Below are 17393 nucleotides of genomic sequence, written 5' to 3'. Positions count from 1 at the left end.
CGCGTTGCGGCCCTTTCGCCGGCAAGCCGGCTCCCACACCAACCGCGCCAACCTCAAGGCCTGCGCTTTACCTGTGGGAGCCGGCTTGCCGGCGAAAGGGCTGCAAAGCAGCCCCAATCAATTTTTCAGCGTACGACGATCCCGCGCGAAGCCATGTAGGCCTTGGCTTCCGGTATCGTGTACTCGCCAAAGTGGAAGATGCTCGCCGCCAGCACCGCGCTGGCATGCCCTTCCAAAATGCCGTCGGCCAGGTGCTGCAGGTTACCCACGCCACCGGAAGCAATCACCGGAATCCCCAGCGCATCGCTGATGGCGCGGGTCACGCCCAGGTCGAAGCCGTTCTTCATGCCATCCTGGTCCATGCTGGTCAGCAGGATCTCACCGGCCCCCAGGCCTTCCATCTTCTTCGCCCACTCCACCGCATCCAGCCCGGTAGGCTTGCGCCCACCGTGGGTGAAGATCTCCCAGCGCGGCGTTTCGCCCGGGCCGGAGACTTTCTTGGCGTCGATGGCAACGACGATGCACTGCGAACCGAAACGGTCCGCCGCCTCGCCCACGAACTCCGGGTTGAACACCGCGGCGGTGTTGATCGACACCTTGTCGGCGCCGGCGTTGAGCAGGTTGCGGATGTCCTGCACAGTGCGCACGCCACCGCCCACGGTCAGCGGGATGAACACCTGGCTGGCCATGCGCTCGACGGTATGCAGGGTGGTGTCACGGCCATCGACGCTGGCGGTGATGTCGAGGAAAGTGATCTCGTCGGCGCCCTGCTCGTCGTAGCGCCGGGCGATCTCCACCGGGTCGCCGGCATCGCGGATGTTCTCGAACTTGACGCCCTTGACCACCCGGCCGTTGTCCACGTCCAGGCAAGGGATGATGCGCTTGGCCAGTGCCATGGTCGCTCCTCAGCCTTGGTAGTTGTCGCAGAAGGCCTGGGCCTCGGCGACGTCGAGGGTGCCTTCGTAGATGGCACGGCCAGTGATGGCGCCGATAATGCCTGGTGCCTTGGCGTCCAGCAGGGCCTTGATGTCGCCCAGGTTGTGGATGCCGCCCGAGGCGATCACCGGGATGCGCGTGGCTTCGGCCAGGGCCTTGGTGAAGGGCACGTTGCAGCCCTGCATCATGCCGTCCTTGGCGATGTCGGTGTAGACGATCGACGAGACGCCATCGGCCTCGAAACGCTTGGCCAGGTCGATGACCTGCACGCTGCTCACTTCGGCCCAGCCGTCGGTGGCGACGAAGCCGTCCTTGGCGTCCAGGCCGACGATGATCTTACCCGGGAAGGCCTTGCACGCCTCGGCGACGAACTCCGGCTGCTTGACCGCCTTGGTGCCGATGATCACGTGACTGACACCAGCCTTGACGTAGTGTTCGATGGTTTCCAGCGAACGGATGCCGCCACCGATCTGAATCGGCAGGTTCGGGTAGCGCTTGGCAATGGCCGTGACCACTTCACCGTTGACCGGCTGGCCTTCGAAAGCACCATTGAGGTCGACCAGGTGCAGGCGGCGGCAGCCACCCTCGACCCATTTGGCGGCCATGCTCACCGGGTCGTCGGAAAATACCGTGGAGTCTTCCATGCGGCCTTGGCGCAGGCGTACGCAGGCACCGTCCTTGAGATCGATAGCGGGGATAATCAGCATGTGAGGAACCTGTCTAATCGTTGGAATTCAGGGCTTCTCGAGCGCCCACAGGTCGCTTTCGATGCTCTCGAACCGCTCCTTGAGGTGCAGCTGAACATCGGCAATCGCCCTGTTGTAGTAATGGGGTGCAATCTCTTTGCTGAACAGCTCGAGGACCTCGGCCACCTCGAACGATCCCAGCTCCAGCTCGAAACGGTCTTCGAGAAAGCGCTTGAGCGTGTCGAGCGCGTCGCGCTCCTGCTCAGGAGTCAGGGTGATGATCGGGGCCTTGGTCTTCGATCGGCTCATTTACCAGCGCCCGTCCCAGGCGACGAAGTTCTGCAGCAGCTGCAGGCCATGGGTATGGCTCTTCTCCGGGTGGAACTGCACGGCGAAGCGCGAACCTTCGGCCAGCGCGGCAGCAAAATCGACGCCGTAGTGGCCACGACCAACCACCTGGCCCGGCTTGCCTGCCTCGATGAAGTAGCTATGCACGAAGTAGAAACGCGCACGGTCGGGGATGTCATGCCACAGCGGGTGGTCGATGGTCTGGCCGACTTCGTTCCAGCCCATGTGCGGCACCTTCAGGTGCTCGCCGTCTTCCTTGAGGTCTTTACCGAAGAAGCGCACCTGGCCGGGGAACAGGCCGATGCAGTCGACACCGTCGTTTTCCTCGCTGCGCTCGAGCAGCGCCTGCATGCCCACGCAGATGCCGAGGAACGGGCGGTCCTGGCTGACTTCGCGCACCAGGCTGTCGAAGCCCAGGCGGCGGATCTCGGCCATGCAGTCGCGGATCGCGCCGACGCCTGGGAACACCACGCGGTCGGCTTCACGAATCACCGCGGCGTCGCTGGTCACCAATACCTTGCCGGCGCCCACATGCTCCAGGGCCTTGGCCACCGAGTGCAGGTTGCCCATGCCATAGTCGATTACGGCTACCGTCTGCATTTACAGGCACCCTTTGGTGGACGGCATCTGCCCGGCCATGCGCTCGTCGAGGGTAACGGCCATGCGCAGCGCGCGGCCGAACGCCTTGAACACGGTCTCGATCTGGTGGTGGGTGTTGTGGCCACGCAGGTTGTCGATATGCAGGGTCACCAGGGCATGGTTGACGAAGCCCTGGAAGAACTCCTGGAACAGGTCGACATCGAAGCCGCCAACGCTGGCGCGGGTATACGGCACATGCATCTGCAGGCCCGGACGGCCGGAGAAATCGATGACCACGCGCGACAGGGCCTCGTCCAGCGGCACATAGGCATGGCCGTAGCGGAAGATGCCTTTCTTGTCGCCGATGGCCTGGGCGAACGCCATGCCCAGGGTGATGCCGACGTCCTCGACGGTATGGTGGTCGTCGATATGCAGGTCGCCCTTGCACTCGATGTCCAGGTCGATCAGCCCATGCCGGGCGATCTGGTCGAGCATGTGTTCAAGGAAAGGCACGCCGATTTCAAATCGGGCCTTGCCGCTGCCATCGAGGTTGATCGAGCACTTGACCTGGGTTTCCAGGGTATTGCGCTCGACGGAAGCCTTACGTTCGACCATCACCAGCTCCGCAAAATCATTGGGCGAAAAGGGCTCCATTATAGGCCCAGAACGCGCCGGCTTGAAACGCGGATGACATATGGCAAGGCAAGCAATTGCGGGGGGACAACAGGCTTACAGGTCTATACAAGCGTGTAGTTGGGGCTGCTTTGCAGCCTTTCGCTGGCAGGCCGGTCCCCACAGAGATCGCGGCAGTGCAATACCTGTGGGAGCCGGCTTGCCGGCGATGAGGCCAGTACAGCTACATCAATGGAACAGAACGGCCGTCTTCTGCAGGGTGATCCACACCCCCCAGGCCAGCGGAATCACCACCACCGCCCAGGCCACCAGCACCAGCGGCAGGCTGCCCGGCGCCGCGTGCCACTCCAGCGAACGCGCGGAATCGGCGCCCTTGTCATGGCTCAGCGCGCGCTCGGCCGCCAGTTCGGCGTCGGTCATGAAGTACTTGTCCGCCACCGGGCGCACCAGCATGTTGCAGATGAACCCCAGCACCAGCAGGCCGGCCAGGATGTACAGGGTCATGTCGTAGGCCGCGGCCCGCTCCACGCCCGCCGCCAGCTGCGCCTCGCGCAAGTAAGTGATCAGCACCGGACCGAGCACGCCGGCCGCCGCCCAGGCAGTCAGCAGGCGACCATGGATGGCACCGACCATCTGCGTGCCGAACAGGTCGGCCAGGTACGCCGGCACGGTGGCGAAGCCACCGCCGTACATCGACAGGATGATGCAGAACGCCGCCACGAACAGCGCCACGTTGCCGATGTGCCCCATGTTCGGCACCAGGCTGTAGAGGCCCACACCCAGGGCGAAGAACGCAAAGTAGGTGTTCTTGCGGCCGATATAGTCGGAGAACGACGCCCAGAAGAAGCGCCCGCCAATGTTGAACAGGCTCAGCAGACCGGTGAAACCAGCGGCGATCGCGGCAATCTGCGCCAACTGCGCGGCATTCAGCTCACTGAAGGTCAGCTCGTTGCCCAGCAGCTTGCCGGCGAACACTTCCTGCAGCAGTGGCGAAGCCATGCCGAGAATGCCGATACCGGCCGAGACGTTCAGGCACAGCACCAGCCACACCAGGGCGAACTGCGGGGTTTTCCAGGCCACGCTCACATGCACGTGGCGGTCGGTGACCATGGCGTTGGCTTTCTTCGCCGGCGGTGTCCAGCCTTCGGGCTTCCAGCCGGTTGGCGGCACCCGGTAGGCCAGGGCGCCTGCGGTCATGAACACGAAGTAGATCGCGGCCATGGCGACAAAGCTCTGCCATACGCCCACCTCGGTCGTGCTGCCGAAGTGGCCCATGAGCGCGGTGGCCAGAGGAGCGCCCACCATGGCACCTCCACCAAAGCCCATGATCGCCATGCCGGTTGCCATGCCGCGCTTGTCCGGGAACCACTTGATCAGGGTCGACACCGGCGAAATGTAGCCCAGGCCCAGGCCGATCCCGCCGATCACCCCCGAGCCCAGCCACATCAACCACAGCTGGTGAGTCTTCACGCCAATCGCCGAGATCAGCAGGCCGCCGCACCAGCACAGTGCCGAGACCAGGCCGGCCTTGCGCGGGCCGGCGTGTTCCAGCCAGCCACCAAGTACCGCAGCCGAGCAGCCGAGGAACACGAAGAACAGAGTGTAGATCCAGCTGAGCATGGAGATCGGCCAGTCGCACTCGGCGCTGAACAGGCGGGCGACGAAGCCCATGTCGGCGGCGCAGGCCACTGGCGCGCTGACTCCCAGGGCCTGGGACAACGGCAGCCAGAACACCGAGAAGCCATAGGCCATGCCGATACACAGATGGATGGCCAGGGCCGCCGGCGGCACCAGCCAGCGGTTGAAGCCCGGGCGGGCGATGATGCGCTCCTTCGACAGAAAGCCTGGCGCGCTGGCCACCGCTCCTGCCGTGATACTGCTGTTCATGGATTGATCCTTTTGTAGGTGGGCTGTGCGCGTGGACGGCTCTGGTATGGCTGCACGCAAGGCAGCCCGGCCGTTTCAGGCATCACCCGCGACAATGGGTCGCGGGGCTCCACGGGCGGGCGCAAGATTACCAGCAGCGGGTGATATGAAAGCAATCTGATATCGTGTTTTTTTCGTCAGCTGAATCGGTCGATCCAAGTCCAGATTCGGCTTTTTCTCCGGCACGCCCTTACACACGGATCGCGCCGTCTCTGTCGGAGCCAGCTTGCCGGCGATGAGGCCCGGACAGGCAATAAATGAACTGCTGCCATTGCCACTGTCGAAATGTCGGATACGCAGAGCCAAGTGCCACGGCGCTATACTCGCCGCTGAATTTCATAATCGGACTACAAGGACTCGCCCATGAAAGCGTTCGGCAAAATCCTGGGGCTGGGGCTTCTCGGGTTGTTGCTGATCATCGTGGCGCTGGGCTTCGCCCTGACCCACCTCTTCGATCCCAACGACTACAAAGAAGAAATCCGCCAGCTGGCCCGCGACAAGGCCCACGTGGAACTGACCCTCAACGGCGACATCGGCTGGAGCCTGTTCCCCTGGCTGGGCCTGGAGCTGCACGAGGCCAGCATCGCTACGCTGAAAAATCCCAAGGTGCCCTTCGCCGACCTGCAGATGCTCGGCCTGTCGGTGCGCGTGCTGCCGCTGCTGCGCCGTGAAGTGCAGATGAGCGACGTGCGGGTCGAAGGCCTGAACCTGACGCTGACCCGCGATGCCAACGGCCATGGCAACTGGGAAGACATCGGCAAGCCATTGCCGGACCCGGCGATCGCCAACGCACCGGCGAGCACGCCCGATGCAAGCTCAGCGACGGAACCTGCCAAGCCGGAAAGTGGCGAGCGTTCGGTCAAACTCGACATCGACAGCCTGACCGTCAACAACGCCCGCGTGCTTTACACCGATGAGAAAGCTGGCCTGACCTACGGCGCCGAAAGCATTCAGTTGAGCACCGGCCCGGTGCATGAAGGCGTGAACATCCCGCTCAAGGCCAGCGCCTTCCTCAGCGCCAGCCAGCCGAACATCAAGGCGCGCACCGAGCTGACCGGCGAGCTGCGCTTCGACCGCAAGCTCAAGCGCTACAACCTCGAGGACATGCGCCTGTCCGGCGAAACCTCGGGCGAGCCACTGGCCGGCAAGACCATGACCTTCGCCGCTCAAGGCCAGGTGCAGGTCGACCTGGCGGCCAATGTCGCCTCCTGGAGCGGCCTGAAGGTCTCGGCCAACCAGTTGCGCGCCCTGGGCGAGCTGAATGTACGCGACCTCGACAAGGCGCCGCAGGTCAGCGGCGGCCTGTCCATCGCCCAGTTCGACCTGCGCACCTTCCTCGACGGTATCGGCCACCCGCTGCCCGCCACCGCGGACGCGGCAGCGTTCAAGAAGCTGGAACTGGTCACCCGCCTGCAAGGCACGCCGAACAGTCTCGCCCTCGAAGACCTGGCGGTGAAACTGGACGACAGCACCTTCACCGGCCGTGTCGCCGTGGACGACTTCGCCAAGCAGGCCTTGCGCGTGCGCCTCAAGGGCGACAAGTTCGACGCCGACCGCTACCTGCCGGCCAAGAGCGAGGAAGCCAAGGGTGCCACCGCAGCGCGCCAGGCCGAGGTCAAGCAGCAGGAAGCCAGCGCCGTCGCCGGCGCCGGCTCCACGCCGCTACCCGACGCACCGACGCAAGTTGCCTGGAGCAGCGACAAGTTGCTGCCGGTCGATCGTCTGCGCGCCCTCGATCTGCAGGCCGACCTGTCGTTCGGCGCCCTGACGCTGGACAAGCTGCCGATCAGCGATGCGCAGCTGACCGCCAGCGGCCAAGGCGGCCTGGTCACCCTGCAGACCCTGCGCGGCGCCCTGTACAACGGCACCTTCGAGGCCAAGGGCACCGTGGATGTACGCCCTGCCGTGCCGCAGATCGGCGTGAATACCAAGATCAACCGCGTGCCAGTGGAACACTTCATCAAGCGTGAATCCCCGGAGCAGGCGCCGCCGGTCAAGGGCCTGCTTACCCTGAACAGCGACCTCACCGCCACCGGCAACAGCCAGAAGGCGTTGGTCGATACGCTCAATGGCAATGCCAGCTTCACCATCAACGACGGCGTGCTGGTCAACGCCAACCTGGAACAGCAACTGTGCCAGGCCATCGCCACCCTCAACCGCAAGCAACTCAGCGGCGAACCCCGTGGCAAGGACACGCCGTTCCACGAGCTGCGCGGCAGCCTGGTAATGCGTAACGGCGTGGCCAGCAACCCGGACCTCAAGGTGCGTATCCCAGGCCTGACCGTCAACGGCCACGGCGACCTCGACCTGCGCGTGCTGGGCATGGACTACAACGTCGGCGTGGTCGTCGAAGGCGACCAGCGCGCCATGCCCGACCCGGCCTGCCAGGTCAACGAGCGCTATGTCGGCGTCGAAGTGCCGCTGCGCTGCCGCGGCCCGCTGGAGCTGGGCGCCAAGGCCTGCCGCCTGGATCAGGACGGCCTGGGCAAGGTTGCCGCCAAGCTGGCCGGCAACCGCTTGAAAGACAAGATCGATGAAAAACTCGAAGAGAAACTCGGAGACAAGGTGAGCCCTGAACTCAAAGATGCATTGAAGGGGCTGTTCAAGCGATGACACCCCAGCAGTTCTCCAGCGCCGTGCTGGACTGGTACGACCAGCACGGTCGCCATGACCTGCCCTGGCAACAGGGCATCACCCCGTATCGGGTGTGGGTGTCGGAAATCATGTTGCAGCAGACCCAGGTCAGCACCGTGCTCAACTACTTCGACCGCTTCATGCAGGCCCTGCCCACCGTGCAGGCGCTGGCCGAGGCGCCAGAGGACGAGGTACTGCACCTGTGGACGGGCCTGGGCTACTACACCCGAGCCCGTAACCTGCAAAAGGCCGCGAAGATCGTCGTCGAGCAACATGGCGGCGAGTTTCCGCGCAGCGTCGAGCAGCTCACCGAGCTGCCCGGTATCGGTCGCTCCACCGCCGGGGCCATCGCCAGCATCAGCATGGGTATCCGCGCGCCGATCCTCGACGGCAACGTCAAGCGCGTACTGGCCCGCTTCACCGCCCAGGCCGGCTACCCAGGCGAGCCGAAGGTAGCCAACCAACTGTGGGCCAGCGCCGAGCGCTTCACGCCGATGACCCGGGCCAACCACTACACCCAGGCGATGATGGACATGGGCGCGACACTATGCACGCGCAGCAAGCCCAGCTGTCTGATCTGCCCGTTGCAGCGCGGTTGCGAAGCCCACCTGCACGGCGAAGAGACCCGCTATCCCGAGCCCAAGCCGCGCAAGGCCCTGCCCCAGCGCAAGACCCTGATGCCGCTGCTGACCAACCACGAAGGCGCGATCCTGCTCTACCGCCGGCCTTCCACCGGGCTGTGGGGCGGCCTGTGGAGCCTGCCGGAGCTGGACAGCCTCGAGCAGCTCGAAGACCTCGCCTACCAGCACGGTCTGCGCCTGGCCGGCAGCCAGGCCCTGGCAGGCCTGACCCACACCTTCAGCCATTTCCAGCTGGCCATCGAGCCCTGGCTGGTGCGTGTCGACCCCGTCGGCGCGCACGTGGCCGAGCCCGACTGGCTCTGGTATAACCTCGCCACCCCGCCGCGCCTGGGCCTCGCCGCCCCGGTCAAGAAGCTGCTGCAACGCGCGGCCGACGAACTGATTGCAGGAGAGAAGCGATGACCCGCACCGTGAAGTGCCGCAAGTACAACGAAGAACTCCCAGGCCTCGACCGCCCACCCTATCCGGGCGCCAAGGGCCAGGACATCTTCGAGCACATCTCGCAGAAGGCCTGGAAGGAGTGGCAGGACCACCAGACCATGCTGATCAACGAGAAGCGCCTGAACATGATGAATGCCGAGGACCGCAAGTTCATCCAGGCCGAGATGGACAAGTTCTTCGCCGGCGAGGACTACGCCCAGGCCGAAGGCTACGTGCCACCCTCGAATTGACCCTGGAAAACGTAAGCGACGGAATTAATTTAAATTTTTTCAAAAAAGTCGTTGACGATCGGTTCGGAAATCTATTTAATGCACCTCGTCGCCCAGATAGCTCAGTCGGTAGAGCAGAGGATTGAAAATCCTCGTGTCGGCGGTTCGACTCCGTCTCTGGGCACCACCTTCAGCTTCTGGTGGTTGCAAAGTTACCCGAAGCGACACAAGAAACCCGCCTAGTGCGGGTTTTTTGTTGCCTGCGATTTTTCCTTTAGCTCCTTAATGCCCGGTTGATCGATATCAAAAAGCCACTCGCCATACGTCCATAGGATGGAAGGTGGACATTCGAACGACCCCGCAAGGACCTCCATGAGCGAAGAATCCACCCCCATCCTCCTGCCTCCAACTTCCGAGACTGGCGATAGCGCCAAGCCTGCCCCCCGCACCCGACGCCCACGCCAGCGCAAGCCTGCCGCCAGCGCCGCCGCGCCAGAGACCATCACCCAAGTCAGCCAGCAACCCGCCGCCCTGGAAGTGGCCAACGCCCGCAAAGGCAGCAGCGAGGACAGCACCTCGGCGCGCCTGCCGGCCAGCTACCCCTACCGCACGCGCATGCGCCGCCAGGACTACGAGAAGGCCAAGCACGACCTGCAAATCGAGCTGCTCAAGGTACAGAACTGGGTGAAGGAAACCGGCCAGCGCATCGTCGTACTGTTCGAGGGCCGTGATGCTGCCGGCAAGGGTGGCACCATCAAGCGCTTCATGGAGCACCTGAACCCGCGTGGCGCCCGAATCGTGGCGCTGGAGAAACCTTCGGAGCAGGAAAAGGGCCAGTGGTACTTCCAGCGTTATGTGCAGCACCTGCCCACCGCCGGTGAAATGGTGTTCTTCGACCGCTCCTGGTACAACCGCGCCGGGGTCGAGAAGGTGATGGACTTCTGCTCGCCGCTGCAATACCTGGAGTTCATGCGCCAGGCACCAGACCTCGAACGCATGCTGTGCAACAGCGGCCTCCTGTTGTTCAAGTTCTGGTTCTCGGTGAACCGCGAAGAACAGTTGCGCCGCTTCATCTCCCGCCGCGACGACCCGCTCAAGCACTGGAAACTCTCGCCCATCGACATCAAGTCGCTGGACAAGTGGGAGGACTACACCGCTGCCAAGGAAGCGATGTTCTTCCATACCGACACGGCCGATGCGCCATGGACGGTGATCAAGTCGGACGACAAGAAACGCGCGCGGATCAATTGCATTCGTCACTTCCTGCACTCGCTGGATTATCCAGACAAGGACCACAGCGTGGCGCATGCGCCGGATCCGCTGCTGGTCGGGCGGGCGTCGCGGGGGTTCGAAGAGGATGAGCCGGTGGCGCTGGTGAGCTGAACACTTTGGGGCCGCTGGGCGGCCTCTTGGGTTTCTCGCGCAACTACGCTTCAATACGCGCCTTTACCAGTCAGCCCAAGGATCCACCCATGGCCACCAACACCAAGCAACAGAAACGCGCCAAGCGCGCCGCCACCAAGGCCAAGCAGAACCGCATGGTGCGCAGCGGCCAGGCGGTCAAGGCCAGCGCTGGCGACAGTGCCAGTGTCGAGCAGGTGTTCAACAAGGCCATGGAATCGGGCAGCTACAACAGCCTGTTCGAAAAGATGAAGGAATCCCAGCAAAACGGCCTGGTGCCGATGATCTCGGTGTTCCTGGTCGACCCACTGCTGGCACTGGTGCTCAAGGGCCACAAGGAAGAGCACGCCACCGACTACATCGTCATGGTGTTCACCGCCTACCGCAAATGGCTGGACGGCACCGACGAGGACGCGACCATGGCCTGGCTGGAGAGCGACGAGTTCCAGGACGCCTATGTCACCGCCTCGGAGGTCGTGGCCAAGCAGCAACAACAGCAGAAGCAGTTCGGCTGAGTCGAACCGCACCCCGTGCAGACAAAAAAGGCCGCGCCCTTCACAGGACGCGGCCTTTTCATTTCACTTGTGGATCAGCTATCCAGCGCCACACGCGCAGCAGCGCCACGCTTGCGATGCACCAGCAGACCAGCTGCCACCACACCAATGCTCAGGATCGCAGTGGCGATGATCTCGGCACGGTGATCCTCGCGCAGCGCCATCACCACCAGAATGGCGACGATGAAGGCGATGGTCGCCCAGGTCAGGCCCGGGAACAGCCACATCTTGAACGAGATCTTCTCACCGCTGGCTTCACGCTGGGCACGCATGCGCAGTTGCGACACGGCAATCACCAGGTAAACCAGCAGGGCGATGGCGCCGGAGCTGGCCAGCAGGAACTCGAACACCGCGGCCGGGGCCAGGAAGTTGGCGAACACGCACAAGAAGGCTGCGGCAGTGGACAGCAGCACGGCCCAGTGCGGGGTGCCGGCCTTGGTGGTGCGCTGGGCAACCGCCGGAGCGTCGCCACGCTTGCTCAGGGAGAAGAGCATGCGCGAAGAGGTGTACAGCGCCGAGTTCAGGCAGCTGGTCACGGCGATCAGCACGACGATGTCGACGATCAGCTTGGCGTTAGGTACGCCGATCAGGCTGAGGACGGTCTGGTAGGAACCTTTCTCGGCCAGGGCCGGATCGTTCCAAGGCACCATGGCCACGACCAGGAAGATCGATACCAGATAGAACAGGCAGATACGCCAGATCACCGAGTTGGTGGCGCGGCTGATCTGCTTGCCCGGATCCTTCGACTCGGCGGCGGCGATGGTGACGATCTCGGTCCCCATGAACGAGAACATGGTGGTCAGCATGGCGGCCAGCACGGCGCCCAGGCCATTGGGCATGAAGCCCTGGGTGTCGAACAGGTGGCTGACGCCGCTGATCTGGCTGCTCGGCACCATGCCGAACATGGCCGCGCAACCGACGACGATGAAGCCGATGATCGCCAGCACCTTGAGCAGGGCGAACCAGAACTCGAACTCACCATAGTTCTTCACGCTGAACAGGTTGGTGATGGTCAGCGCCAGGGTAATGATCAACGAGAACGCCCACAGGTCCACCGACGGGAACCAGGCATGCAGGATGGCGGCGGCAGCGTTGGCCTCCAGCGGAATCACCAGCACCCAGAACCACCAGTACAGCCAGCCGATGGTGAAACCGGCCCAGCGCCCGATGGCGCGGTCGGCGTAGGTGGAGAAGGAACCAGTGTCAGGCGAGGCGACGGCCATTTCGCCGAGCATGCGCATCACCAGCACGACCAGGGTACCGGCCGCGGCGTAGGCCAGCAGCACGGCGGGGCCGGCGGCGGCGATGGCATGGCCGGAGCCGACGAACAGCCCGGCACCGATCACGCCGGCGATGGACAGCATGGTCACATGCCGTTGCTTGAGCCCCTGAGCGAGGTCATTGGAATTGTTACCGCTCATAAAACTACCTTTGTAAGGAGGTGGACTACACGAATGACTGGCCAGCGCGCCGGGGTGTGAAAAGGCGTCGCCGCATTCAGTGGTTTCCAGAGGGCAATAAGCGGGCCACCTGAGAATAACTTTCGTCTGAAATGTTTCTGCCACCAATAATGACGCGGCTTGCAGGGCATTGTGCCAAGCTTTGACCGAAAGGTCGTCAAAACCCCATGCCAAGTCTGGATTACGGAAATACTCACTTACAAACGCACAGAAAGTGCCCCTCGGTAACACCAGCGCACGAAACTGGCACACCCGAAAGCGCAACCAACAGGCGCAACCCGACCCCTGCCAACTCCGCGATACAGTGCCACCCGGCCAAAAACGGCTTCCCAGACCGGGCCAAAGCTGGCACCATCGCGCCTTTTTTCATCAAGGCTCCGGTGCTGGGCAAAACGCTATTGCGGACATCCTGGCGACAGTCCACTGCAGCGATGCGACAAACTGTCCCACCAGCGACCCGAGCACCCCGCGACCCGGTTGGCCGCCGTTGCGCCGCTATGCTAGCGTGGCGCTCGCCAGGAAGGCCGCCAACAGCTGGGAACGCACCCGAACACATGAGGACCGCAAATGGCCCAGGCCACGCCCGCGCTGGAAATCCGCAACCTGCACAAACGCTATGGCGAGCAGGAAATTCTCAAGGGCATTTCGCTGACCGCGCGCGACGGTGACGTGATCTCCATCCTCGGCTCGTCCGGCTCTGGCAAGTCCACCCTGCTGCGCTGCATCAACCTGCTGGAGAACCCGCACCAGGGCGAGATCCTGGTCGCCGGTGAAGCCCTCAAGCTCAAGGCGCAGAAAAACGGCGACCTGATCGCCGCCGACAATCGCCAGATCAACCGCCTGCGCAGCGAGATCGGCTTTGTCTTCCAGAATTTCAACCTGTGGCCGCACATGTCGATCCTCGACAACATCATCGAGGCGCCGCGCCGCGTGCTTGGCCAGAGCAAGGCCGAGGCCATCGAGCATGCCGAGGCGCTGCTGAACAAGGTCGGCATCTTCGACAAGCGCCACAGCTACCCTGCCCAGCTTTCCGGCGGCCAGCAACAACGTGCCGCCATCGCCCGTACCCTGGCCATGAAACCCAAGGTCATCCTGTTCGACGAGCCAACCTCGGCGCTCGATCCGGAAATGGTTCAGGAAGTGCTTAACGTCATCCGCGCCCTGGCCGAAGAAGGCCGTACCATGCTGCTGGTGACGCACGAGATGAACTTTGCCCGCCAGGTGTCCAGTGAAGTGGTCTTCCTGCACCAGGGCCTGGTCGAAGAGCAAGGATCGCCGCAGCAGGTCTTCGAGAACCCGACCTCGGCGCGTTGCAAGCAATTCATGTCCAGCCACCGCTAACGGAGCAATACATGCAGACCTACAAGAAGTTCCTCCTGGCAGCTGCTGCCACGCTGGTGATGTCGGCCAACGCCATGGCCGCGGAAAAACTGCGCATGGGTATCGAAGCTGCCTACCCACCGTTCAACAACAAGGATGCCAGCGGCCAGGTCGTCGGCTTCGACAAGGACATCGGTGACGCCCTGTGCGCCAAGATGAAGGTCGAATGCGAAGTGGTCACCTCCGACTGGGACGGCATCATTCCCGCCCTGAACGCCAAGAAGTTCGACTTCATCGTCTCCTCGCTGTCGATCACCGACGAGCGCAAGCAGGCCGTGGACTTCACCGACCCGTACTATTCGAACAAGCAGCAGTTCATCGCGCCGAAGAACGTCGACTTCAAGACTGACGACAAATCGCTCGAAGGCAAGACCATTGGCACCCAGCGCGCCACCCAGGCTGCTACCTGGCTGGACGATCACGGCGGTATGGACGGCAAATTCAAGGTCAATCTGTATGACGGCCAGGAAAACGCCTACCTGGACCTGACCTCCGGCCGCGTCGACGCCATCCTTGCCGACAAGTACGCCAACTACGACTGGTTGAAGTCCGAAGCCGGCAAGAACTACGAGTTCAAGGGCGAACCGGTCAACGAAAGCGACAAGGTCGGCATCGCAGTACGCAAAGGCGACAACGAGCTGCGTAACAAGCTCAATGCCGCACTGAAGGAAATCGTCGCCGACGGTACCTACAAGAAGATCAACGACAAGTACTTCCCGTTCAGCATCTATTGATTCGCCCCGACAGGCATCGCCGCCCTGGCGATGCCTGTCCCTTGAACAAAATTACCCATGAATATCGACCTGCACGGATTCGGCCCGGCCATGATGGCCGGTACCCTGATGACCGTAAAACTGGCGCTCTGCGCCTTGCTGCTGGGGCTGGTCCTGGGCCTGCTTGGCGCCCTGGCCAAGACCTCACCGATCAAGCCGCTGCAATGGCTTGGTGGTACTTATTCGACGTTGGTGCGCGGCGTACCCGAACTGCTCTGGGTGCTGCTCATCTACTTTGGCACCGTCGGGCTGATGAACAGCCTTGGCGAACTGCTGAACATGCCTGGCCTGGAGCTCAGTGCCTTCACCGCCGGCGTGATCGCCCTTGGCCTGTGCTTCGGCGCCTACGCCACGGAAGTATTCCGCGGCGCGATCCTGGCCATCCCCAAGGGGCATCGTGAAGCGGGCCTGGCCCTGGGCCTGTCCAAGGGTCGCATCCTGTCGCGGATCATCCTGCCGCAGATGTGGCGCATCGCCCTGCCGGGCCTGGGCAACCTGTTCATGATCCTGATGAAGGACACTGCGCTGGTGTCGGTGATCGGCCTGGAAGAGATCATGCGCCACGCGCAGATCGGCGTGACCGTCACCAAGGAACCGTTCACCTTCTACGCCGTGGCCGCCTGCATCTACCTGGGCCTGACCGTGATTGCCATGACCGGCATGCACTTCCTGGAAAAGCGCGCCGCTCGCGGCTTCATGAGGGCCGAATAAATGAACTGGGAAGTCATCATCAAGTGGCTGCCACGCCTGGCCCAGGGTGCCACCCTGACCCTGGAACTGGTGGCCATCGCCGTCATCGCCGGCCTGATCCTGGCCATTCCACTGGGCGTGGCGCGCTCGTCGCGACACTGGTATGTGCGCGCCCTGCCCTTCGGTTACATCTTCTTCTTCCGCGGCACGCCGCTGCTGGTGCAGCTGTTCCTGGTGTACTACGGCCTGGCCCAGTTCGACCTGGTACGCAACAGCTCGCTGTGGCCTTACCTGCGCGATCCGTTCTGGTGCACGGTGCTGACCATGACCCTGCACACCGCCGCCTACATCGCCGAGATCCTGCGCGGTGCTTTGCAGGCGATCCCCAAGGGCGAGATCGAAGCGGCCCGGGCACTGGGCATGTCGCGGGGCAAGACGCTGTTGTACATCATGCTGCCACGTGCTGCGCGCATCGGCCTGCCGGCGTACAGCAACGAAGTGATCCTGATGCTCAAGGCCAGCGCCCTGGCCAGTACCGTCACCTTGCTGGAACTGACCGGCATGGCGCGGACCATCATTGCCCGCACCTATCTGCCGGTGGAGATCTTCTTTGCCGCCGGGGTGTTCTACCTGGTGATCTCGTTCGTGCTGGTGCAGGGCTTCAAAGTGCTGGAGCGCTGGCTGCGCGTGGATGCCTGCCAAGGGCGTTGAGGCTGTAAACACCATCGGGGCTGCTTGGCGGCCCCTTTCGATAGCGCTGCGGTGCCTGCATGCCGACCACGCCTTACCTCCACGACCAGCAGCTGCTCGAGCGCTTCCAGGCCCTCGACCGTTTCCTGCTCCAGCACCAGCAGCTGTGGCGCCCGCGCCCGTTCAACCACTTGCGCCTGGATTGGGAAGACGAGCACGCCGAGCTGTCCCAATGGCTGCGCCAACGTACCCTTGAGCAAGCCGAAGCGCCCGAGCAACCTGCGGCCCCGGCCCCATTTGCACAACTGGCCTCACAAGCGCAGGCACTGTCCGTCGTCGGCGAGCTGCCCGATGCCGGACTGCACCCCGCCGGCCACCGTCTCGACGTCAACGTCCCTGGCCGCAAATGGCAGCAGATCGAAGCCTTCAGCCGCCGCCTGGCGTTCAACCAGCCTGCGCGGCACTGGCTCGACTGGTGCTCCGGCAAAGGCCACCTGGGCAGACGCCTGCTGCAACCCGGCCAGCAACTGACCTGCCTGGAGTACGACGCCGAACTGGTCGATGCCGGCAAGGCCCTGAGCGAACATCACCACCTGGCCGCCACCCATGTCCACCAGGACGTCATGGCCACGGACAGCGCCCGGCATCTGGATGGCGACAAGAGCGCAGTCGCCCTGCACGCCTGCGGCGACCTGCATGTTCGGTTGCTGCAACTGGCAAGTCAGCAAGGGTGTCGGCAGATCGCAGTAGCGCCCTGCTGCTATAACCGCATCCAGGGCAAGGTCTATCAGCCGATCTCCGGCGCCGCCCAGACCTCGGCCCTTGCATTGACCCAGGAAGACCTGGGCCTGCCGCTGAGCGAGGCGGTCACCTCCAGCCTGCGCACTCGGCGCCAGCGCGACCAGTCCATGGCCCGTCGCCTAGGGTTCGAACTGCTGCAGCGCCAACAACGGGGTGTGGACGAATACCTGCCTACACCCTCACTGCCGGTCAGCTGGCTGGCTAAATCCTACGAGCAATATTGCCGCGACCTGGCTGAACTCAAGCAACTGACGATCTGCGGCCATCCCGACTGGGCTGCCCTGGAGGCCGCCGGCCAGCGGCGCCTGGCCCATGTGCGCAACCTCGAGCTGGTACGCAACCTCTTCCGCCGCCCCCTGGAGATGTGGCTGGTACTCGACCGAGCCCTGTTTTTGCAGGAGCACGGTTACGCGGTGCGTGTCGGTGTTTTCTGCGATTACCCGCTGACGCCTCGCAATCTGCTGGTACTAGCTGAGCGCGACGCAACGCCGCAGCGCGGTTGACAGCCTGTGGATAACTCTGTGAACAAGCTTGTGATGAAAATCACCAAATCTTGGATCCTTGGGCTATTTGCGCTGCTTTGCTTATTCCGACTCGGGTCGCAAAGCCAG

The 17393-nt window shown here is 63.4% G+C and carries 17 protein-coding genes and 1 tRNA gene; 11 read left to right on the top strand and 7 right to left on the bottom strand.

Annotated elements, in window-relative coordinates:
- Positions 1-125: 125 nt before the first annotated feature.
- The 6 genes from hisF to KSS90_RS01550 form a co-directional block, all read right to left on the bottom strand.
- Positions 126-896 carry an imidazole glycerol phosphate synthase subunit HisF gene (gene hisF / locus KSS90_RS01575; protein WP_217867974.1) on the bottom strand — a complete coding sequence of 257 codons (771 nt, stop codon included), beginning with the start codon at positions 894-896 and terminating at the stop codon, positions 126-128.
- 9 nt (positions 897-905) lie between these two features.
- On the bottom strand, positions 906-1643 hold the full coding sequence (hisA, locus tag KSS90_RS01570; RefSeq protein WP_134689913.1) for a 1-(5-phosphoribosyl)-5-[(5-phosphoribosylamino)methylideneamino]imidazole-4-carboxamide isomerase: 738 nt from the start codon (positions 1641-1643) through the stop codon (positions 906-908).
- 27 nt (positions 1644-1670) lie between these two features.
- Positions 1671-1931, bottom strand: coding sequence for a DUF2164 domain-containing protein (locus tag KSS90_RS01565; protein ID WP_110734378.1), 261 nt, complete (start codon positions 1929-1931; stop codon positions 1671-1673).
- Positions 1932-2570 (bottom strand): imidazole glycerol phosphate synthase subunit HisH, encoded by a 639-nt coding sequence (gene hisH / locus KSS90_RS01560; RefSeq protein WP_046853802.1) that lies wholly within the window; start codon positions 2568-2570, stop codon positions 1932-1934.
- The gene (gene hisB, locus KSS90_RS01555; RefSeq protein ID WP_217867973.1) at positions 2571-3164 is read right to left on the bottom strand and encodes an imidazoleglycerol-phosphate dehydratase HisB; all 594 of its coding nucleotides are present in this window, start codon (positions 3162-3164) and stop codon (positions 2571-2573) included.
- A 246-nt stretch (positions 3165-3410) separates the two neighbouring features.
- Positions 3411-5069 (bottom strand): OFA family MFS transporter, encoded by a 1659-nt coding sequence (locus KSS90_RS01550; RefSeq protein ID WP_217867972.1) that lies wholly within the window; start codon positions 5067-5069, stop codon positions 3411-3413.
- A gap of 402 nt (positions 5070-5471) precedes the next feature.
- Between KSS90_RS01550 and KSS90_RS01545 the strand changes: the two genes are divergently transcribed.
- The 6 genes from KSS90_RS01545 (at position 5472) to KSS90_RS01520 (ending at position 10949) form a co-directional block, all read left to right on the top strand.
- Complete coding sequence (locus tag KSS90_RS01545; RefSeq protein WP_217867971.1) at positions 5472-7721, top strand: AsmA family protein; 2250 nt, start codon at positions 5472-5474, stop codon at positions 7719-7721.
- The gene (mutY, locus tag KSS90_RS01540) at positions 7718-8785 is read left to right on the top strand and encodes an A/G-specific adenine glycosylase (protein ID WP_217867970.1); all 1068 of its coding nucleotides are present in this window, start codon (positions 7718-7720) and stop codon (positions 8783-8785) included. The genes KSS90_RS01545 and mutY overlap by 4 nt, the downstream gene beginning before the upstream one ends.
- Positions 8782-9054, top strand: a complete 273-nt coding sequence (locus tag KSS90_RS01535; RefSeq protein WP_011536185.1) for an oxidative damage protection protein — start codon at positions 8782-8784, stop codon at positions 9052-9054. The genes mutY and KSS90_RS01535 overlap by 4 nt, the downstream gene beginning before the upstream one ends.
- Positions 9055-9144: 90 nt before the next feature.
- Positions 9145-9220, top strand: a tRNA-Phe gene (locus KSS90_RS01530).
- 185 nt (positions 9221-9405) lie between these two features.
- Positions 9406-10416, top strand: coding sequence for a polyphosphate kinase 2 (ppk2, locus tag KSS90_RS01525; protein ID WP_225933119.1), 1011 nt, complete (start codon positions 9406-9408; stop codon positions 10414-10416).
- A gap of 89 nt (positions 10417-10505) precedes the next feature.
- Positions 10506-10949, top strand: a complete 444-nt coding sequence (locus tag KSS90_RS01520) for a hypothetical protein (protein ID WP_217867969.1) — start codon at positions 10506-10508, stop codon at positions 10947-10949.
- Positions 10950-11023: 74 nt separating this feature from the next.
- Here the strand turns inward: KSS90_RS01520 and gabP are convergent, their stop codons facing one another.
- Complete coding sequence (gene gabP, locus KSS90_RS01515; RefSeq protein WP_217867968.1) at positions 11024-12409, bottom strand: GABA permease; 1386 nt, start codon at positions 12407-12409, stop codon at positions 11024-11026.
- Positions 12410-13015: 606 nt separating this feature from the next.
- Between gabP and KSS90_RS01510 the strand changes: the two genes are divergently transcribed.
- Genes KSS90_RS01510 through KSS90_RS01490 form a run of 5 tightly spaced genes read left to right on the top strand, consistent with a single transcriptional unit; the run spans position 13016 to position 17285 of the window.
- Positions 13016-13789, top strand: a complete 774-nt coding sequence (locus KSS90_RS01510; RefSeq protein WP_046853793.1) for an ABC transporter ATP-binding protein — start codon at positions 13016-13018, stop codon at positions 13787-13789.
- 11 nt (positions 13790-13800) lie between these two features.
- Entirely contained in the window at positions 13801-14562 is a 762-nt protein-coding gene (locus KSS90_RS01505) for an ABC transporter substrate-binding protein (protein WP_217867967.1), read from the top strand.
- A gap of 57 nt (positions 14563-14619) precedes the next feature.
- On the top strand, positions 14620-15312 hold the full coding sequence (locus KSS90_RS01500) for an ABC transporter permease (RefSeq protein ID WP_023630848.1): 693 nt from the start codon (positions 14620-14622) through the stop codon (positions 15310-15312).
- Positions 15313-16002, top strand: a complete 690-nt coding sequence (locus KSS90_RS01495) for an ABC transporter permease (protein ID WP_217867966.1) — start codon at positions 15313-15315, stop codon at positions 16000-16002. It begins immediately after the preceding gene.
- Positions 16003-16061: 59 nt separating this feature from the next.
- The gene (locus KSS90_RS01490) at positions 16062-17285 is read left to right on the top strand and encodes a methyltransferase (protein WP_217867965.1); all 1224 of its coding nucleotides are present in this window, start codon (positions 16062-16064) and stop codon (positions 17283-17285) included.
- Positions 17286-17393 lie beyond the last annotated feature (108 nt).

Source organism: Pseudomonas maumuensis, assembly GCF_019139675.1.
In the GTDB taxonomy this organism is placed as follows: domain Bacteria; phylum Pseudomonadota; class Gammaproteobacteria; order Pseudomonadales; family Pseudomonadaceae; genus Aquipseudomonas; species Aquipseudomonas maumuensis.
Note: the sequence above shows the minus strand (reverse complement) of the source record. Positions and strands in the feature narration are given on the sequence as shown.